Source organism: Pristimantibacillus sp. Z349TD_6 (assembly GCF_056173205.1).
Map to the genome: position 1 here is coordinate 3,158,897 of NZ_CM149662.1, position 17,728 is coordinate 3,176,624.

Below are 17,728 nucleotides of genomic sequence, written 5' to 3' on the forward strand. Positions count from 1 at the left end.
AGTTGGGATGATATGAAGTCGGATATAGGGCAATTTATTGTAGATAAAACAGGCATTACGATTAAGCAAGAGTTCCCTGTCGGCGGCAGTGACACAGATATGTTTGCCCTTATGGTAGCAAGCGACGAGTTTCCCGATATGGTTATGCCAAAAGGCAGCGCAGGCAAATTGGTTGATGCTGGCGCACTGATCGATCTTCGACCTTTGATTGAGGAGCACGCACCAAACTTGAAAAAGATTTACGGCGAATACTTTAACCGTCTTCGTTGGAGTAAAGATGACGACGCGATTTATGTGCTTCCCCAAGACGGCGTAGGGCAAACCTACTTCGAAGCTGGCGGCGGTTTCCAATTGCAGCACCAAGTGCTTGAAGCTGCAGGTTATCCGGAAATCAAAACGGTACAAGACTATGAAGCTGCAATTAAAGCTTATATTGAGAAGAACCCTAAAACAGCTGATGGCCAGCCGACAATCGGCATGTCGCTTAACGGCGGTGAATGGCAAATTCTAATTTCAGTTACAAACCCGGCTTTCTATGCAACAGGCGCTCCAGATGATGGCGAGTTTTTCGTTAATCAAGACACACATGAAGCGATCATGCATTACCAGCGTCCTGAGGAAAGAGAGTATTTCCGTTGGTTGAACCATATGAACGATATCGGTTTGCTTGATAAAGAAAGCTTCGTTCAAAAATACGATCAATATAAATCAAAAATTGCTTCCGGCCGTGTGCTTGGACTTATTGACCAAAACTGGGATTATGGCGAAGCAGAAAACGCTTTGAAAGCAGCTGGCAATTTTAAATCAACTTACGCTCGTTTTCCTGTAACGCTGAATGATACATTCCAAGATCACTCTTTCCAAGGCACAGGATATCTATCTGGTTATGGAATTGGAATTACAAAGGATGCCAAAGATCCAGTACGCTTAATCAAATTCCTTGATTACCTTGCATCTGATGAAGGTCAAGTATTAGTTAACTGGGGTATTGAAGGCAAGCATTACAATGTAGAAGGCGGAAAACGTGTTATTCCTGCAGATGTTCAAGCTCAAAAATCAAATGACGGCAATACATTTAAGAAAACAACAGGTATTGGCAACTACTTGATTTCTGCTCGCTACGGCGATGGCGTGAAGGATCCTTCTGGAAACTACTATACGACGACATTCCCAGAGCAAATTCAAACGGCTTATTCTGAAGAAGACAAGAAGACGCTAGCGAAATACAATGCGAAAACCTACAGAGACCTATGGCCTGCTGACGATGCATTCCCAGTTCGCAAATACGGCGCAGCTTGGACACTTCCGTTCGAGACGGGCTCGCAAGCAAACGTTATTTTCCAAAAAACACAAGATATTATGAAAAAACGTATCCCTGAAGCGATTCTTGCTAAACCAGCAGACTTCGATAAAATCTATGATGCATTTCTAAAAGATCTTGATGATGCAGGTGTAGCAAAATTGAATGCTGAATTTACAAAAATGGTGCAGGATCGTGTGGAACTTTGGTCGAAATAAGACTCAAAGTGAATTGGCAGGGAGAGGGCTCATCTAATGAGCTCTCTCCCTTGCTGTTAATTAACATAAACTGAAGGGAGAATGAAATAGAAATGATAAACGAGAAACTTCCGAAAATATGGTACGGCGGAGATTATAATCCGGAGCAGTGGGATGATGAGACGATGACAGAGGATCTTCGCATGTTTAAGCTCGCGAACATTGATGTCGCAACGGTTAACGTTTTTTCTTGGGCGCGGATTCAACCAAGTGAAGAAACCTATGATTTCACTGAGCTGGATAACATAATAAACAGACTTCATGGCGACCAAATCGCTGTTTGCCTTGCTACAAGTACGGGGGCTCATCCGGCATGGATGGCGAAGAGATACCCGGATGTCACTCGTGTCGATTATGAGGGCCGCAAACGTAAATTTGGAGGACGCCACAACTCCTGTCCGAGCAGCCAAACCTACCGGCAGCATTCGGGACGCATAGCTGGGAAGCTGGCAGAGCGTTATAAGGATCACCCTGCGATTGTCGCTTGGCATATTTCGAATGAATATGGCGGCTACTGTTATTGCGATAACTGCGCCGACGCTTTCCGAATATGGCTGAAAAAGCGTTATCACACGATTGAACAATTGAATAAGGTTTGGTATACAAATTTCTGGGGCCATACTTTTTATGACTGGGATGAAATTGAACCGCCTAATGCGCTTAGCGAGGAATGGGGCGGCAATCGAACCAACTTCCAAAGCATATCGCTTGATTACCGCAGATTTCAATCGGATGCTCTGCTTGATTGTTATTTAATTGAACACGAAGAAATTCGCAAGCATTCGCCTAACATTCAAATTACGACAAATATGATGGGAACTTATCCTGAGCTTGATTATTTCAAGTGGGCAAAACATTTGGATGTCATCTCGTGGGACAATTACCCGTCGATCGACACTCCCGTAAGCTATACAGCAATGACGCACTCGCTTATGCGCGGTTTGAAAAGTGGACAGCCCTTTATGCTGATGGAGCAAACGCCGAGCCAGCAGAACTGGCAAGCCTACAACGCTTTGAAGCGCCCTGGCGTCATGCGGCTATGGAGCTATCAGGCAGTAGCCCATGGCGCGGATACCGTCATGTTCTTCCAGCTCCGCCGCTCGATCGGAGCATGCGAGAAATATCATGGCGCTGTCATTGAGCATGTGGGCCATGAGCATACGCGCGTGTTTCGTGAGTGCGCGGAGCTTGGCCATGAACTGACGAAGCTTTCAGATAAGCTGCTTGATTCGCGAATTGATGCAAAGGCAGCCATCGTATTTGACTGGGAAAACCGCTGGGCAGTAGAGCTATCCAGCGGTCCAAGCGTAGCTTTAAAATATGTGGACGAGGTTCATAAGTATTACGATGCCTTGTTTGAATTGAATGTACAAACCGATATGATCAGCATTGAAGAAAATTTCGAGCAGTATGATCTCGTCATTGCACCGGTTATGTATATGATTAAACCGGGTTTTGCGGAGAAGGTTGAAGCGTTCGTGGAACGCGGAGGCACCTTCATTACGACTTTTTTCAGCGGCATCGTGAACGAGAACGATCTCGTAACTACGGGCGGCTATCCAGGCAAGCTGCGCAAGGTTCTCGGCATTTGGGCGGAGGAGATCGACGCGCTGCTGCCAGGACAACACAACCAAATGGTGATGAAAAAAGTTGACGGGGCTCTCAGCGGCACTTATACATGCAGTCTGCTATGTGATTTGATCCATTCTGAAGGCGCTGAGGTTGTTGCTGAGTACGGCTCAGATTTCTACAAAGGCATGCCAGCGGTTACCGTCAATAAATATGGCAGCGGGGAAGCATGGTATATAGCTTCCAGTCCTGATAAAGAGTTTCTGCAGTCGCTGCTCACGAACTTGTGCAAGGACAAAGGGATTGAGCCTATCTTGTCCGTACCTACAGGGGTCGAGGTGACACGCAGAAATAAAGATGGGAAATCCTTTACTTTTATTTTGAACCATAACTCCGAGCCTTCTGAGCTTCAGCTTGGCGCTCAGCAGCGAACAGAGCTTCTCACGGGTGAGATTGTCAGCGGCACTTACAGCTTATCTGCTAAAGGCGTTATGATTATTGAACAATAAAACATTTGCCTATTGAAATCGTTATTGAAATGACCCTGGATAAGCTCCGCAGCTGGGTGTTTGGCATATGCTGTTGTTAAAAGCCCGGTGTGAGGGGAGCTGCACTTTTGTCTACGAAGCGGCAACGTCATTTAGTGAGCTTGCTCGTGCTCATCTTGTATGTTTTACTCGTTCTTTTGTTATTAGCCATATTTCTTTAAATAAAGGGTTGCCAGCGACGAAATCATTAGTCGGGGGCAATCCTTTTTTTAATGTAAGAAAGGATATTATTTGCTCCAGATTATCTTATATATCTCCGTCAAAGCTGATGCAGCATCCAGAGGACATTGATGGCGTTTTTGTTTGTGTTGGAATATTGCAACCTGCTATTACAAATAATGAACCAGAAGAAAGCAAAGCGGTTACGGAACTTTAGCTTCAGGCATAGAGAAAAACCGTAGCGGAAAAGGAGGATGGTTTTGTGGCGACCAAAAGCAAAAGTCATTACAAAAAAATGTCCATGTCACCAAAAGAATATCAATCGTTCGCAAAAACGATGGAGCCGCCTCGATCTGTACTTGGAAATTGTTTGAAAGCATTCGTTTTCGGCGGAGCAGTATGTGTATTTGGACAGGTTATACAGGAGCTTTATGTCCATTTGATGGGAATGAGTGAAGAAGCGGCAAGCAATCCAACCGTTGCAACGCTTATTTTGATATCCGTTATTTTAACGAGCCTAGGCGTGTACGATAAAATTGCGCAATGGGCTGGTGCTGGCTCAGCAGTGCCTGTAACCGGATTTGCTAATTCCATGTGTTCGGCCGCTTTGGAGCATCGGAGCGAAGGCCTAGTGCTTGGTGTTGGCGGCAATATGTTTAAACTGGCTGGTTCAGTTATTGTTTTCGGTACAGTGGCAGCTTTCTTCGTAGGTATCGCTCATCTTATTCTCGGAACTGGGGGTCAGTAATATGCTGCGAGGGAAACAATCATGGTGGTTTGAGAAACGCCCGGTAATAATCGGCGAAGCGACCGTGGTCGGTCCTGATGAGGGAGATGGTCCGCTTGCAGCCGATTTTGATCTCGTCCATCCTGAGCTAGACATGCAGCAAAAAAGCTGGGAGAAGGCAGAGCGGCTGCTGCTGGAGCAAGCCTCGGAGTTTGCAATTCAAAATGCCGGCATCGAACGCGACCAGCTTCAGTTTTTTGTCGGCGGAGATCTCATGAATCAAATTATTAGCAATAGCTTTGCTGCTCGATCACTCGGAGTACCATACATTGGCGTATTTGGTGCATGCTCCACCTCGATGGAGTCATTGGCGCTTGCATCGCTCTTCGTGAACTCTGGCTCAGCCACTCATGTGCTGGCAGGCACTTGCAGTCACAATTGCACAGCTGAGAAGCAATTTCGTTATCCAACGGAATATGGCTCACAGAAGCCGCCTACCGCACAATTTACGGTTACGGGATCTGGCGCAGCAGTTGTCGCGGCAGAAGGTGACGGCCCAGTCGTGGAATGTGCAACCATCGGGAAAGTCATAGATCTTGGCATCACAGATCCATTTAATATGGGAGCAGCAATGGCGCCCGCGGCTGTAGATACGATACAAGCCCATTTTAACGATACAGGCCGATCTCCTCGTGATTATGATTTAATTGTAACGGGTGATTTGGCTGGAGTAGGGCATCCCATTGCCAAGGAATTGCTTATGAAAAATGGCGTTCCGATGAACGAAACAGTGTTTGGCGATTGCGGCCTTATGGTATATGACGTTCAGAAGCAGAAGGTACAGGCAGGCGGCAGCGGATGTGGTTGTTCAGCCGTCGTTACTTACGGGCATCTGCTCAAACGAATCAAGAAAGGCGAATTAAACCGAATTTTAGTCGTGGCCACGGGCGCATTATTATCGCCGCTCTCGTTCCAGCAAGGCGAGAGTATTCCATGTATAGCACATGCTGTTGCCATTAGCGCAGGAGGGAGCAAGCATATATGATCTTTTTGTGGGCTTTTTTAGTTGGTGGAGGAATTTGTGTGATCGGTCAGCTGATGTTTGATGTTCTTAAGCTGACTCCTGCTCATACGATGTCGACCTTAGTGGTCATAGGCGCTATCGTTGATGGTTTTGACTTATATGAACCGCTCGTCAAGTTTGCTGGAGCGGGAGCTACGGTTCCGATAACAAGCTTTGGTAATGCTCTCGTACACGGTGCATTAACCGAATTGCATACGCAAGGCTGGATTGGCGTTATATCGGGTATCTTTAAAGTAACTAGTGCCGGCATTTCGGCAGCGATTATATTTTCCTTCTTGGCAGCACTTGTCGTTAGGCCAAAAGGATAACCATTTATGCACTTAAGTTGGAGGGTCCTGTGGGATCTTCCAATTTTTTTTGTAGCGAAAAAATTTGTGTACTGTAAAGGAAGTACTGTAAAATAGTAGTATTGAATACTAACTCATGCGTTATTTCGGGAGGTTATGATATGGATATTCGTCCTGCAGACATGCAATTATGTTCTACTATTCTCCGAAACTTAGAATCTTGTATCCTCGGCAAACAGGAAGAGATCCAAAGATTGTTAATTGCCGTCGTTGCAGGTGGACATGTTCTGCTTGAAGACGTGCCAGGCACGGGCAAAACACAATTAGTGAAAGCGTTGGCAAAGTCAATAGGCGGCCAGTTCCGCCGGATACAATGCAATCCCGACTTGCTGCCAACTGACATAACAGGCGTTTCCATTTACCATCCCAAACAAGAAACCTTTTTATTTCGTCCAGGTCCAATTATGGCTAATATATTGCTAGCTGATGAAATCAATCGCGCGACAACGAAGACACAATCTGCTTTGCTTGAGGCGATGGAAGAAGGACATGTAACGGTTGATGGGGATACATATGAGCTGCCTCGTCCGTTCGTTTTGCTTGCTACCCAAAATCCAATTGAATTTGAAGGCACGTATACGCTCCCAGAGGCGCAGCTGGACCGGTTCATGATGAAGCTGTCGCTCGGTTATCCTAGTGAAACAGATGAGCAGCAAATGGTGCTCTCTAATGAAGGAATACATCCATCTGATCGCATTCAGCAAATGATTAATATATCCGATATGATCCAAATTCAGGACCAAGCGCTTAAAGTGCATATTGATGACGCCGTAGGCAAATATTTAGTTTCATTAATAAGAGGAACAAGAGAAAACGCGAATGTAATGCTCGGTGCAAGTCCTCGTGCAGCGCTAGCGCTGGCAAGAGCGGCTAAAGCGAGTGCTTATATTCAGCAGAGACAGTTTGTAACGCCTGATGATGTGAAGGAACTTGCTCCTTACGTGCTTTCGCACAGGCTTCTTCTCAGAATGGAAGCTAGAATGAACGGTCTTAAAGCGGAGGATATCATCGAGCAGGTGATTCAGTCCACGAAAGTACCGGTTCGGCTAGAGCGTTAGTCGTATGACAGCGGCCAAATCTTCGAAGCTGCGGATGCAGCTTGTCGCAGTCATTTATTTGACCAGTCTGTTCTACTTTTTATTTCAAGGCGGCAAAACCGCGATGATGCTCTTCATGATTTTGAATTTATTAATTATTTATTTAGTGCTTGGCAGGTGGAGCGGAATTAACAAGGTGACGGGCAGCAGAGTGTATGCGATGCCTGGAGCAACAACAATCGATCAATCTTTATCAGCAGGCAGCACGCTAGAAGTAAGCCTTTCCATGAAAATTCCTGGCTATTATCCGCTTCCATACGTCATTGTTAGAGATCAGCTGCATCGTCATAATGGACAAAGGCTGGCATTCGAGACTTCCTTTGTGCCGAATTGGAAGCGTGCGGGCCATGTCGTTTATCAAACGCCTCCGCTGCAGCGCGGCGAGTACCGATTTACTCATACAGAGTGCTTGTCTTATGATGTATTCGGTTTGTTCGAGCATTCAGGTAAATTTGGATCAGAGACAGTGCTTAATGTGCTGCCTCAGACAGTTCCGCTTAGGCAGTGGAATGGCATTCAGCGCGGGATTCGCGGTCCTTACTCTCATGCCATCGCGTCACGCTCAGCGAAGGAAACGACACAGATTAACGGCGTTCGTGAATATTTATACGGAGACCGTTTATCACGTGTCCATTGGAATGCGACGGCGAAGACGGGCGAGTGGAAATCGAAAGCTTTCGAGCGTGAGTCATTGCCGCGTACGCTAGTCATCCTTGATCGACATTCAAGCAGCTACAAAGGTGAACTCGCGACTCGCTTCGAATTAGCTGTATCTGTTGCTGCTTCATTGCTCGAGAACGGTCTCAAAAGTGATACGGCAATGGGGCTGCTCTCCATTGGAGACGCCATGACATTCGTTACACCCAAATCAGGCATTGATCAACGAAATATGGTGATGAGGCATTTAACCTTTGTAGATGCAAATGCAGCGCGGCCATTGTATCCGTCGCTTCAGCAAGCTGATTCTACGATTGAAGCCGGAAGTTTTGCAGTCCTTATTACTCCCGAGACTGGCGCGGATGTCATTCGAAGCATGGAGTGGCTCTCACGAAAAGGAATTACCCCTTGCTTGATTCATATCTCCTCGTCGGTTGATTTATTAAGCCATAATACTTCTTGGAAACGTGTCTTGCGCGAACGCGGCTGGCCGGTATTTGAAGTTCGTCAGCTGCAAGAGCTCCCAACAGTTTTAGAAGGGAGTGGAATTGCATGAAACAGCTGATACGATTAATTGGTGTGTATTTAACAACGGACTGGTTTGAGAAGCTTAGATTCATATTTATTGCAATTATTCTAGCGAATGTAATTACTATATTTGAAGGTTATTGGTGGGACGAAACGTACGCCATTGCCTATTACACTTTATTTGCGGCAGCGGCAATTGATCTATTGCTTCCTATGCGCAGGAAATATTTGAAGCTTCTTCTTCAAGTGATAGCAGCTATTTTCATTACATCGCAATGGGCCAGAATGGAATGGATCGTTGCAAGTCCGCAGCGCTGGCAAGAGTGGCTGTGGTGGCTGCAAGTACATCTCGTTCAGCTTAATCCATTTATATGGATAAGTGGAGCTATGCTTCTGCTCTACGTGCTGTTTGGAATGTGGACGATTACTAGAGTTCGAATGTTCGGATTTGTAGGCGTAAGCATTTTGGTTTTAACTATCGCAGATTCCTTTACGCCGATCTGGCTGTGGGATGAAGTGGGGATGGTCGTCTTTATTGGGCTGCTCTGGCTCGTCGCTGGCCATTTGTCGAGGCTAAAGCGAGAGCATCCGAACAGCTGGAAAGAGCTAATCGAGTATCCACTGCGATTAATGGTGCCGATTGCACTCGTATTATCGATTCTCATGATTGTAGGATTGAATATGCCTTCAATTGCTCCTATTCTTCAGGATCCTTATACGATCTGGAAGGAAGCTAAAGGGGAGAGGGTTCAGGTGTTTTTAGGCGATAAAGGCACAGATGTTATATCGCCGAACCGATCAGGCAATGCGAGCTCCGGATACAGTAGAGACGACGATAAGCTTGGCGGTGGATTTGAATTTGATTATTCACCGATGATGACCGTCACGACTTCGCATCGCAGCTACTGGCGCGGGGAGTCCAAAGCTTTTTACACGGGTGACGGATGGATAGATGTAAGTCCCAGGCTTGCTGGCGAAGAAAATATTTCGGTTGTAAAGGGAGAAGTATTCCCTTCATTAGATGATCCGCCAAAAGCTGGGGTTAAGCAAGTCAATCAGATTGTTACGATGATTCGAAAGGATGTTTATCCGGTTCTTTTTGCTGCTGCACCACTTTCGAAGATCAATTGGATTGAAAATGAAGAGGCAGCTATTCCAACCAGCTTGAGATGGGAGCCTAGCTCAGGCGAGCTGCGGCTGCTGAACTGGTCCATGCAAAACCGTAAATATCCGCAAACGTATTCGGTCACGTCGTCTGTACCTGTTCTAGATGAAGCGCTGCTGCGGTCATCCAAAGCAGGCTGGTCAGATAAAGAAGAGGCTTCACGCAATGCGTTTTACTTGCAATTGCCTGAATCATTGCCTGATCGAGTCAGACAGCTTGCAGAGCAGGTCACCGCAGGGGCAGCTAATGATTATGATAAGGCTAGATTGTTGGAGTCGTATTTAAGGCTCAATTACAACTACAATAATTTGCCTGATGAATCGAAGCTCACAGGAGCTACCAGCGATTTCGTTGATCAATTTCTGTTCGAGCTGAAAGAAGGCTATTGCGATTATTTTTCAACCTCAATGGCGGTTATGGCGCGCAGCTTAGGCCTTCCGACGAGATGGGTTAAAGGATTTGCTCCAGGTGCGCTTCCTGCTAGCGACTTCGGTCCTCCAGGCGGTTACAGGGAGGAAGAAGTAAATCCAAGCGGTGCAGGCACGTACACCGTTCGAAATTCAGATGCTCATTCTTGGGTAGAAATTTATTTTGAAGGTACAGGCTGGATTCCGTTCGAAGCAACAGCGGGTTTCTCATTCCCATATACGCTGCCTGAAGAAGAGGTTGCTGCTTTGCCGGATCTAGAAATCGGCGATAACGATACTGCAGCAGCTGGAGATGCAGAAGGCTCATCAACTTCGCAGGTTTGGCTATGGAGCTCCATATCGCTACTCATCGTTGCTGCAATTGCATGGCTCATTATTCGTCGTGACAAGCTTATCTTTTCTTGGAGAAAGCTCCGCCATGGATCGTACACAACAAATGATCGAATCGTACTTGAGACGCAAAAACTGCTGCGCATTTGCAAAAAGCGTGGAATGGAGCGCGAAGACCATGAGACGCTGCGTGAGGCAGTGTTGCGCTGGTCGCAAAATCAGAAGCGGCTGCGCGAAGATTTTAAGATTGTGCTGAATGGGTTTGAACAAGCGAAATACAGCCCCGTTATGGCGTCATCCGAAGAAGCAGATCGTTTCGTCGTTAAAGTACGCTCACTCATTGATCAATTAAGATAACATACGAACAAATACCGCTCGCCAGAGAAATTGGTAGCGGTATTTTTTTGCAACAAAATTAGTTTGTATGGTATAGTTTCGTAAGATAGCAAGCAGAAAGCAGAGGGATATCCATTATGTTTGAACGGCTGTTGCCGCATATGCGCGTCAATACAGTATATGAAATTAACTTAGATGAGCTGCATGCAAGAGGCGTTCGCGGCATCATTACGGATTTGGATAATACGCTTGTCGGTGCCAAGGAGGCGTTAGCTACGCCTGAGCTTGTGCAGTGGCTTGATTACGTACGTTCTCGGGGCTTTCAGGTTGTTATCGTATCCAATAACAACGAGACACGCGTCGGGAAGTTTGCTGCGCCGTTGAATATTCCATATATTCATGCTGCTCGCAAGCCAGCTGGCAAATCGTTCAAGAGAGCGCTTAGTGTACTCCGCCTTGCACCTGAGGAAACCGTCGTAATCGGAGATCAGATGCTGACGGATGTGCTTGGGGGTAACCGTATGGGGTTATACACCATCCTTGTCACGCCAATCGCTCCTGCTGATGAAGGTATAATGACACGAGTGAATCGTCGTATTGAACGAATAGCGTTAGTGCGTTTAAGGAAAAAAGGGTTATGGTATGAGGGGGAAACAAAGTGATGGAACAACAACTTAGTCAGGCATATGGATCATGTGCGGGCTGTGGAGTGGCGCTTCAGATTAAAAGTTCTGATTTGCCAGGTTATTTGCCGGAGGCGGCTGTCGGTCGCGAACCGGTTATTTGCCAGCGATGCTTCCGAATTCGCAATTATAATGAAGCTTCATCCGTAGCGGTTGATCAGGATGACTTCTTAAAGCTGCTTGGCAGCATCGGAAATACGGATAGCCTCGTTGTGCATATTGTTGATTTGTACGATTTTGAAGGAAGCTTGATTTCGGGCTTGCAGCGTTTTGTCGGTAACAATCCAGTGCTGCTTGTCGTGAACAAAATCGATTTGCTGCCGAAAGCGATGAACGTCAATCGACTTCGGAATTGGGTTCAGAAGCAAGCAAAGGAAGAGGGACTGCGCACAGTCGATGTGGTCCTATGCAGCGCGAAGCGGAATATGGGCTTCGAGCGGGTTATTGAAGCGCTTGAGCAGTACCGGAATGGCCGAGATGTCTATGTGGTTGGCGCGACGAATGTCGGTAAGTCAACCTTGATTAATCGTCTAATTCGAGATTACAGTGACATGGAACGTGAACTGACTACTTCTCGTTATCCGGGAACAACGCTTGATGCCGTTCATATTCCGCTTGAGGATGGGAAAGCGATTATTGATACCCCAGGTATCGTCTATACGACACGTATGACAGAGGTTGTACCGCGGAGCTTCCTTGGCTCGCTATTGCCGGACAAGCCAATTAAACCGCTCGTCTATCAATTGAACTCGGGTCAATCGCTGTTTATTGGCAGCCTTGTTCGATTCGATTTTGTCGAGGGTGATCGCCAATCCTTTACGTTTTATGTTTCAAACGCGCTCAACATGCATCGTACGAAGCTGGAGCGGGCAGATGAGTTGTATGCAGATCACCGTGGGCAATTGCTCGGAGGACCATCGCTTGAAGAACTAGAAACGATTCCTGCTTGGACTAGGCATTCACTGCGCGTTAAGCGCGGCTTGAATAAGGACGTATTTATATCCGGTCTTGGCTGGATTCAAGTGAACGGTACTGGTGGAGCTGTTATTGACATTTATGCGCCGAAGGGCGTTAAGGTCATGCTTCGCGACTCGATGATCTAAACACATGTCACTTGGAAGGGGAATTCACTGTGACGAATATGAGCGCAGGAAACCAGATTGACAGCAATACTCTTTTGTTCGGCGTCATCGGCGATCCGATAAGGCATTCGAAATCACCTATTATGATGAACCGTGCCTTTCGGGAAACGGGAATTAACGGTGTATACACTGCTTTTCATGTTACGAGTGATCGAATCGGAGATTTTGCCGCTGGTGTTCGTGCAATGGGCATTCGAGGTGTCAATGTTACGATCCCCCATAAGCTGGACATTATGTCCGTGCTTGATGAGATCGATGCAAGCGCGCAGGCGATAGGCGCGGTTAATACGATTGTCAACGACGCTGGCCGTCTAATCGGATACAACACCGATGGCATTGGTTATGTGCGTTCGTTGAAGGAAGAAGCGGAGCGTGAGCTTGCCGGGAAACGAATCGTCGTTATCGGCGCAGGCGGCGCAGCCCGCGGCATCATTTATGCTCTAGCAAGCGAGAATCCTGCGCGAATTACGGTGGCCAACCGTTCCGTAGACCGGGCAAAAGAGCTTGCAGATTCATTGCAAAATAAAGTAGATATTGAAGCGATTTCGAATGATGAGCTGCAAACCGCATGCGAACAAGCCGATATCGTGATTAACACGACATCAGTAGGCATGTTCCCTCATACGGAGGAGACGCCAATTGATGCAAGCTGGCTGAAGCTGGGCGCGGTTGCAAGTGATTTAATATACAATCCTTTGAAAACGAAATTTTTGCAGCAAGCAGAGCTGCGCGGCTGCCGCATTCATGGCGGGCTTGGCATGTTTATTTATCAGGGCGCATATGCCTTTGAATATTGGACAGGCCAGCCAGCACCCGTCACAGCGATGCGCGAAACAGTACTTGCATCATTGCAAGGCTAAACGTATTTATTGAAGCAATCAAACAGACGAATTATTGAGATGAAAGAAGGAACACTTATTATGCTTACAGGCAAACAAAAACGATATTTAAGAGCGCTAGCTCATCATTTGACACCGATTTTCCAAGTCGGAAAGGGCGGCACTAACGATCACCTCGTTCGTCATATCGAGGAGGCGATTGAGTCGCGCGAGCTTATCAAAGTTTCTGTTCTTAACAACTGTCTAGACGATCCTAAGGAAATCGGCGTTGAAGTTGCTAAATCAGCGGGCGCGGAGCTTGTACAAGTGATCGGCAAAACGATCGTTCTATACAAAGAATCGAAGGACAACAAACAAATCGAGCTTCCTACAGCTGCTCGCAAATAATATGGACCGAGACTTGCGCGGCGAATGCAGCTTTTTGTCATAAAGGGCATACTAGAAGACACGATAGCTGTTAACGCTTCGACTTTGCTTGATAGGGAGGCGTTCAACAAGTGAGTAAGATAGGAATTATGGGCGGCACCTTCGATCCCATCCATATCGGTCATTTGATTGCTGCAGAAACTGCACGAGAGCAGAGCGGCTTGGACGAGGTGTGGTTCATCCCGTCATACGGACCACCGCTCAAAGCGAATGAGCCAGGCGTTAGCGGAGAGCGGCGCTACGAAATGGTATGCGATGCTATCGAGAGCAACAAGGCCTTTCGAGCGCTTGATATTGAATTGCAGCGTGGTGGCGTGAGCTATTCCTACGATACGATTGTAGAGCTGCAGGGACGTTATCCGAACCATTATTTTTCCTATATTATCGGTTCAGATCGTATCAACGACCTGCCGAAGTGGCATGAAATCGAGCAGCTAGCTGCTCGAATATCATTTATTGGATTAGAGCGTCCAGGCAATCCGGTCGATATTTCTGCACTGCCGGTTTTTTTGCAGGAGCGGGTCAGCTTGGTTCACATGCCTGCCATTGCGATTTCTTCAACAGCGATTAGGAGCAAGGTGAAAGCTGGGCAGTCTGTTCAATACTTAGTGCCTGATTCGGTGAATCGCTACATGAGGAGGTACAACCTGTATGAATCGTGAGCAAATGATCGAAAAAGTAAGAGCGGAAATGCCTGAGCGAAGATGGCTGCATACACAGGGAGTTATGGAAACTGCGGTCATACTAGCTAATAGGTTTGGCGAAGATGCTATACGAGCTGAGCTTGCTGCCATTTTGCATGATGTTTCTAAGTACTGGAATGTCGATCGAATGCAGAAGGTCATTCGCGATCAAGCATTGCCAGCAGAGCTTTTGCTTTATGATAAAGAATTATGGCATGCCCCTGTTGGGGCGTGGGTAGCCGAACATGAATTTGGTGTGGCGGACACCGAAGTGCTTGACGCTATTCGCTACCATACATCAGGTCGCCGCGGCATGTCGAAACTTGAGAAAATTGTTTGCCTTGCCGATTATATGGAACCAGGGCGAGAGTTTCCAGGAGTAGACAACATTCGCGAGCTTAGCGAGCATTCATTGGAGCAAGCATTGCTTGCTGGCTTTAACTCTACAATTTCCTTCTTATTAGAAAAAGGAAAACGAATATTTCCGCTAACAATAGAAGCAAGAAATAGTTTATTAGAATAATATTTAACAGGAGGCTGAGCTATGGCGTTACATTCGGATCAATTGCTTCAAATCACAGTCGCAGCAGCAGAAGACAAAAAAGCGGTGCGCGTTGTTGCTTTGAACTTAAAAGAAATTTCCTTGGTGGCGGATTACTTCGTCATTTGCAGCGGTAACTCGGATACACAAGTACAAGCTATCGCAACCGAAATTCGGAAACAAGCTGAGAAAAATGGCAATCGCGTGCGCGGAATCGAAGGTATGGATTCGGCAAGATGGGTGCTGATTGACCTCGGCGACGTTATCGTTCACGTATTCCATCGCGATGAGCGTGAATATTACAACATTGAGCGGCTATGGTCCGATGCGAAGGTTGTGGAGTTTGCATGAGTTTTGTAGCCGGAACAACTTTGACTTTAAGGGTGGCACGCGAGGTGTCGCCCTACGGCTATTTTTTGAGCGATGAAGAATCGGATGTGCTCATGCATTATACCGAGCTTGTAGGCTCTAAGCCGAAAATCGGCGATGCAGTGGAAGTATTCATTTTTTACGATTCAGAGGATCGATTGGCTGCTACGATGAAGAAGCCGCTTCTCCAGTTAGGTGAGCTTGCTCGCCTGAAAGTAGCGGACGTTCATCCAAGGCTTGGCTGCTTCCTAGAAATGGGGCTTGGCAGACAACTGCTGCTTCCGCTATCGGAGCTGCCGGAGAGTATTGAATACAGGCCTCTTCCTGGCGATGAAGTATTTGTTGTGATGAAGCATGACAAAATAGGAAGACTTGTAGCGAAAATTGCTTTTGAAGAGGAACTCTCGGAGCTTGTCTTCCATGCACCTGAGAGCTGGAATAATCAATGGGTTGAAGGCTGGGTAACAAAAACGCTGCAGCTCGGCTCGTTCGTCATGATTGATGGCGGCGTTGTAGGGTTTGGCGTTTATGGGCTTATTCCAAGCGCTGAACGAATCCGTCCGCTTAGACTTGGTGAGCGTGTAAGCGCTCGTGTAACCTTCATTCGTGAAGATGGCAGAGCTAACCTCTCCATGGCGCAGCGTAAGGAAGTAGGACGATTGGAGGATGCTGATCGACTGCTTGCCTTCATTAAAGAAAGACCAGGCGGCGGAATGCCTTACTCTGATCAGACAGATGCCGACATTATTAAACAAAAATTCGGGATTAGCAAAGGTGCCTTCAAACGCGCTTTAGGCAAGCTGATGAGAGAAAGGCTTGTCACTCAGAAAGGCAGCTGGACATATTTGGCTGAACCGTCTGACGAGACGACGGAGCAAGCAGGAGAGCAAGCGAAGGGCTCCTCAGCTGAAGGAGCTGACGGGCAATGACACGCTCTTATGGACAGTTCGCGACTGTCTATGATCAGCTGATGGAGGATATGCCCTATGCAGAGTGGCTGGGCTTCGCAAGGGCCGGCTGGTCGCGCTATGGCATGCCTGCTACTGTCGTAGATCTTGGTTGCGGTACAGGGAGCATTTCGATTCCGTTAGCACGCTCGGGTTTCCATGTGTATGGAATCGATTTGTCATCGGACATGCTTACCGTCGCACGCAGCAAGTGGGATGAGACGCCTCAGGCTGTTACGAGACCGCGCTCCGGTTCGATTCGGTGGCTGCAACAGGACATGCGTGAATGGGAGCTGCAAGAGCCCGTTGATGCGGTCATTTCGTTTTGTGATTGCTTGAACTATTTGACGGAGGAAGAGGATATTGAGGCGGCTTTCCGCGCTACCTATGCGGGCCTTCGCAGCGGCGGTTCCTTTTTATTCGATATGCATCCGCCAAAGCAGCTCATTCGTTATGCGGAAGAACAGCCCTTTGTGCTTGATGAGCGTGATGTAGCCTATATATGGACATGCGACTTTGAAGAGGAGCGCTGCGAGATTGAGCATAACCTAACGATATTCTCGCGTGACCGCGATTCAAAGTTTTATCGGTTTGAAGAATCACATGTGCAGCGCGCTTACGATCCAGACTGGATCGAGTCAGCTCTGTACCGTGCGGGCTTTAAAACGGTTGACCGTTACGCAGATTTTGAGCTGAAGCCAGCTGACAGCGAATCAGAGCGTTTGTTCTTCGCAGCAATCAAATAATATGATCCACTAGAGATGGGTGTCTCATAGAGTCTAACTAGACTTTATGGGAAACCCTTTTTTGATCTGTCCGGCTATTCGCAGAAAACGTCGCTTTATAAGAGACGACAATAGGTGACTGTGGTGCGTTAGTACCTATACGTGCTTACAGAGTGGAATCGTCGTGAGATCACGCTCGAAAGTTCGCTGTAAGAACACATATGCGCTTATAGGGGAAAAGTAACTCTGGTTTGTGGTCTGTAAGCACACATATGTGCTTAATGAGTGGAATCGTCGTGAGATCACGCTCGAAAGTTCGCTGTAAGAACAAATATGCGCTTATAGGGGAAAAGTAACTCTGGTTTGTGGTCTGTAAGCACACATATGTGCTTAATGAGTGGAATCCTCGTGAGATCACGCTCGAAAGTTCGCTGTAATAACACATATGCGCTTATAAAGGAAAAGCAACCCTGGTTTGTGGTGGTTAAGCACAGATATGTGCTTAATAAGTGGAATCGTCGTGAGATCACGCTCGATAGTTCGCTGTAAGAACAAATATGCGCTTATAGGGGGCAAGTAACTCTGGTTTGTGGTCTGTAAGAACACATACGTGCTTACAGAGTGGGATCGTGGTGAGAGTATGCTCGAAAGTTCGCTGTAAGAACAAATATGCGCTTATAGAGGAAAAGTAACTCTGGTTTGTGGTGGCTAAGCACACATATGTGCTTAATGAGTAGGATCGAAGTATGAGTTGGTCTGTATAGATGTCGATTGCAATGTCGAAGCAGAAACATTGCAATCGACATCTATATCTAGTGTGAGTGTCGAAGTTTGACGAAAA

General features: G+C 46.9%; 17 protein-coding genes and 1 pseudogene. All 18 read left to right on the plus strand.

The window, feature by feature from the left end; genetic code table 11:
- Positions 1 to 12: 12 nt before the first annotated feature.
- A pseudogene (locus AC0VYE_RS13435) lies at positions 13 to 957 on the plus strand (extracellular solute-binding protein); the annotation flags it as partial.
- A gap of 653 nt (positions 958 to 1,610) precedes the next feature.
- The gene (locus tag AC0VYE_RS13440; RefSeq protein WP_475448566.1) at positions 1,611 to 3,635 is read left to right on the plus strand and encodes a beta-galactosidase; all 2,025 of its coding nucleotides are present in this window, start codon (positions 1,611 to 1,613) and stop codon (positions 3,633 to 3,635) included.
- 67 nt (positions 3,636 to 3,702) lie between these two features.
- On the plus strand, positions 3,703 to 4,050 hold the full coding sequence (locus tag AC0VYE_RS13445; protein ID WP_076270078.1) for a hypothetical protein: 348 nt from the start codon (positions 3,703 to 3,705) through the stop codon (positions 4,048 to 4,050).
- A gap of 45 nt (positions 4,051 to 4,095) precedes the next feature.
- The gene (spoVAC, locus tag AC0VYE_RS13450; protein WP_076270077.1) at positions 4,096 to 4,581 is read left to right on the plus strand and encodes a stage V sporulation protein AC; all 486 of its coding nucleotides are present in this window, start codon (positions 4,096 to 4,098) and stop codon (positions 4,579 to 4,581) included.
- A gap of 1 nt (position 4,582) precedes the next feature.
- Positions 4,583 to 5,605 (plus strand): stage V sporulation protein AD, encoded by a 1,023-nt coding sequence (gene spoVAD, locus AC0VYE_RS13455; RefSeq protein ID WP_076270076.1) that lies wholly within the window; start codon positions 4,583 to 4,585, stop codon positions 5,603 to 5,605.
- Entirely contained in the window at positions 5,602 to 5,952 is a 351-nt protein-coding gene (gene spoVAE, locus AC0VYE_RS13460; protein ID WP_076270075.1) for a stage V sporulation protein AE, read from the plus strand. Before spoVAD ends, spoVAE begins: the two co-directional genes overlap by 4 nt.
- Before the next feature lie 140 nt (positions 5,953 to 6,092).
- Positions 6,093 to 7,049 carry an AAA family ATPase gene (locus AC0VYE_RS13465; protein WP_076270074.1) on the plus strand — a complete coding sequence of 319 codons (957 nt, stop codon included), beginning with the start codon at positions 6,093 to 6,095 and terminating at the stop codon, positions 7,047 to 7,049.
- A 4-nt stretch (positions 7,050 to 7,053) separates the two neighbouring features.
- Positions 7,054 to 8,301, plus strand: a complete 1,248-nt coding sequence (locus AC0VYE_RS13470) for a DUF58 domain-containing protein (protein ID WP_076270073.1) — start codon at positions 7,054 to 7,056, stop codon at positions 8,299 to 8,301.
- Positions 8,298 to 10,553, plus strand: a complete 2,256-nt coding sequence (locus AC0VYE_RS13475) for a DUF4129 domain-containing transglutaminase family protein (RefSeq protein ID WP_475448570.1) — start codon at positions 8,298 to 8,300, stop codon at positions 10,551 to 10,553. The genes AC0VYE_RS13470 and AC0VYE_RS13475 overlap by 4 nt, the downstream gene beginning before the upstream one ends.
- 116 nt (positions 10,554 to 10,669) lie before the next feature.
- A complete protein-coding gene (locus tag AC0VYE_RS13480) occupies positions 10,670 to 11,194 on the plus strand; it encodes a YqeG family HAD IIIA-type phosphatase (RefSeq protein ID WP_076270071.1) in 525 nt (174 codons plus the stop codon).
- Positions 11,194 to 12,318 (plus strand): ribosome biogenesis GTPase YqeH, encoded by a 1,125-nt coding sequence (gene yqeH / locus AC0VYE_RS13485; RefSeq protein ID WP_076270070.1) that lies wholly within the window; start codon positions 11,194 to 11,196, stop codon positions 12,316 to 12,318. The genes AC0VYE_RS13480 and yqeH overlap by 1 nt, the downstream gene beginning before the upstream one ends.
- 38 nt (positions 12,319 to 12,356) lie before the next feature.
- Positions 12,357 to 13,217 carry a shikimate dehydrogenase gene (gene aroE, locus AC0VYE_RS13490; protein WP_475449568.1) on the plus strand — a complete coding sequence of 287 codons (861 nt, stop codon included), beginning with the start codon at positions 12,357 to 12,359 and terminating at the stop codon, positions 13,215 to 13,217.
- A gap of 60 nt (positions 13,218 to 13,277) precedes the next feature.
- The gene (gene yhbY / locus AC0VYE_RS13495) at positions 13,278 to 13,583 is read left to right on the plus strand and encodes a ribosome assembly RNA-binding protein YhbY (RefSeq protein ID WP_076270069.1); all 306 of its coding nucleotides are present in this window, start codon (positions 13,278 to 13,280) and stop codon (positions 13,581 to 13,583) included.
- 110 nt (positions 13,584 to 13,693) lie between these two features.
- On the plus strand, positions 13,694 to 14,284 hold the full coding sequence (gene nadD / locus AC0VYE_RS13500; protein ID WP_475448573.1) for a nicotinate-nucleotide adenylyltransferase: 591 nt from the start codon (positions 13,694 to 13,696) through the stop codon (positions 14,282 to 14,284).
- Positions 14,274 to 14,828, plus strand: a complete 555-nt coding sequence (yqeK, locus tag AC0VYE_RS13505; protein WP_475448575.1) for a bis(5'-nucleosyl)-tetraphosphatase (symmetrical) YqeK — start codon at positions 14,274 to 14,276, stop codon at positions 14,826 to 14,828. The genes nadD and yqeK overlap by 11 nt, the downstream gene beginning before the upstream one ends.
- Positions 14,829 to 14,849: 21 nt before the next feature.
- The gene (rsfS, locus tag AC0VYE_RS13510; protein WP_054027809.1) at positions 14,850 to 15,197 is read left to right on the plus strand and encodes a ribosome silencing factor; all 348 of its coding nucleotides are present in this window, start codon (positions 14,850 to 14,852) and stop codon (positions 15,195 to 15,197) included.
- Complete coding sequence (locus AC0VYE_RS13515; protein ID WP_076270066.1) at positions 15,194 to 16,144, plus strand: CvfB family protein; 951 nt, start codon at positions 15,194 to 15,196, stop codon at positions 16,142 to 16,144. Before rsfS ends, AC0VYE_RS13515 begins: the two co-directional genes overlap by 4 nt.
- A complete protein-coding gene (locus tag AC0VYE_RS13520) occupies positions 16,141 to 16,908 on the plus strand; it encodes a class I SAM-dependent DNA methyltransferase (protein WP_076270065.1) in 768 nt (255 codons plus the stop codon). The genes AC0VYE_RS13515 and AC0VYE_RS13520 overlap by 4 nt, the downstream gene beginning before the upstream one ends.
- Positions 16,909 to 17,728 lie beyond the last annotated feature (820 nt).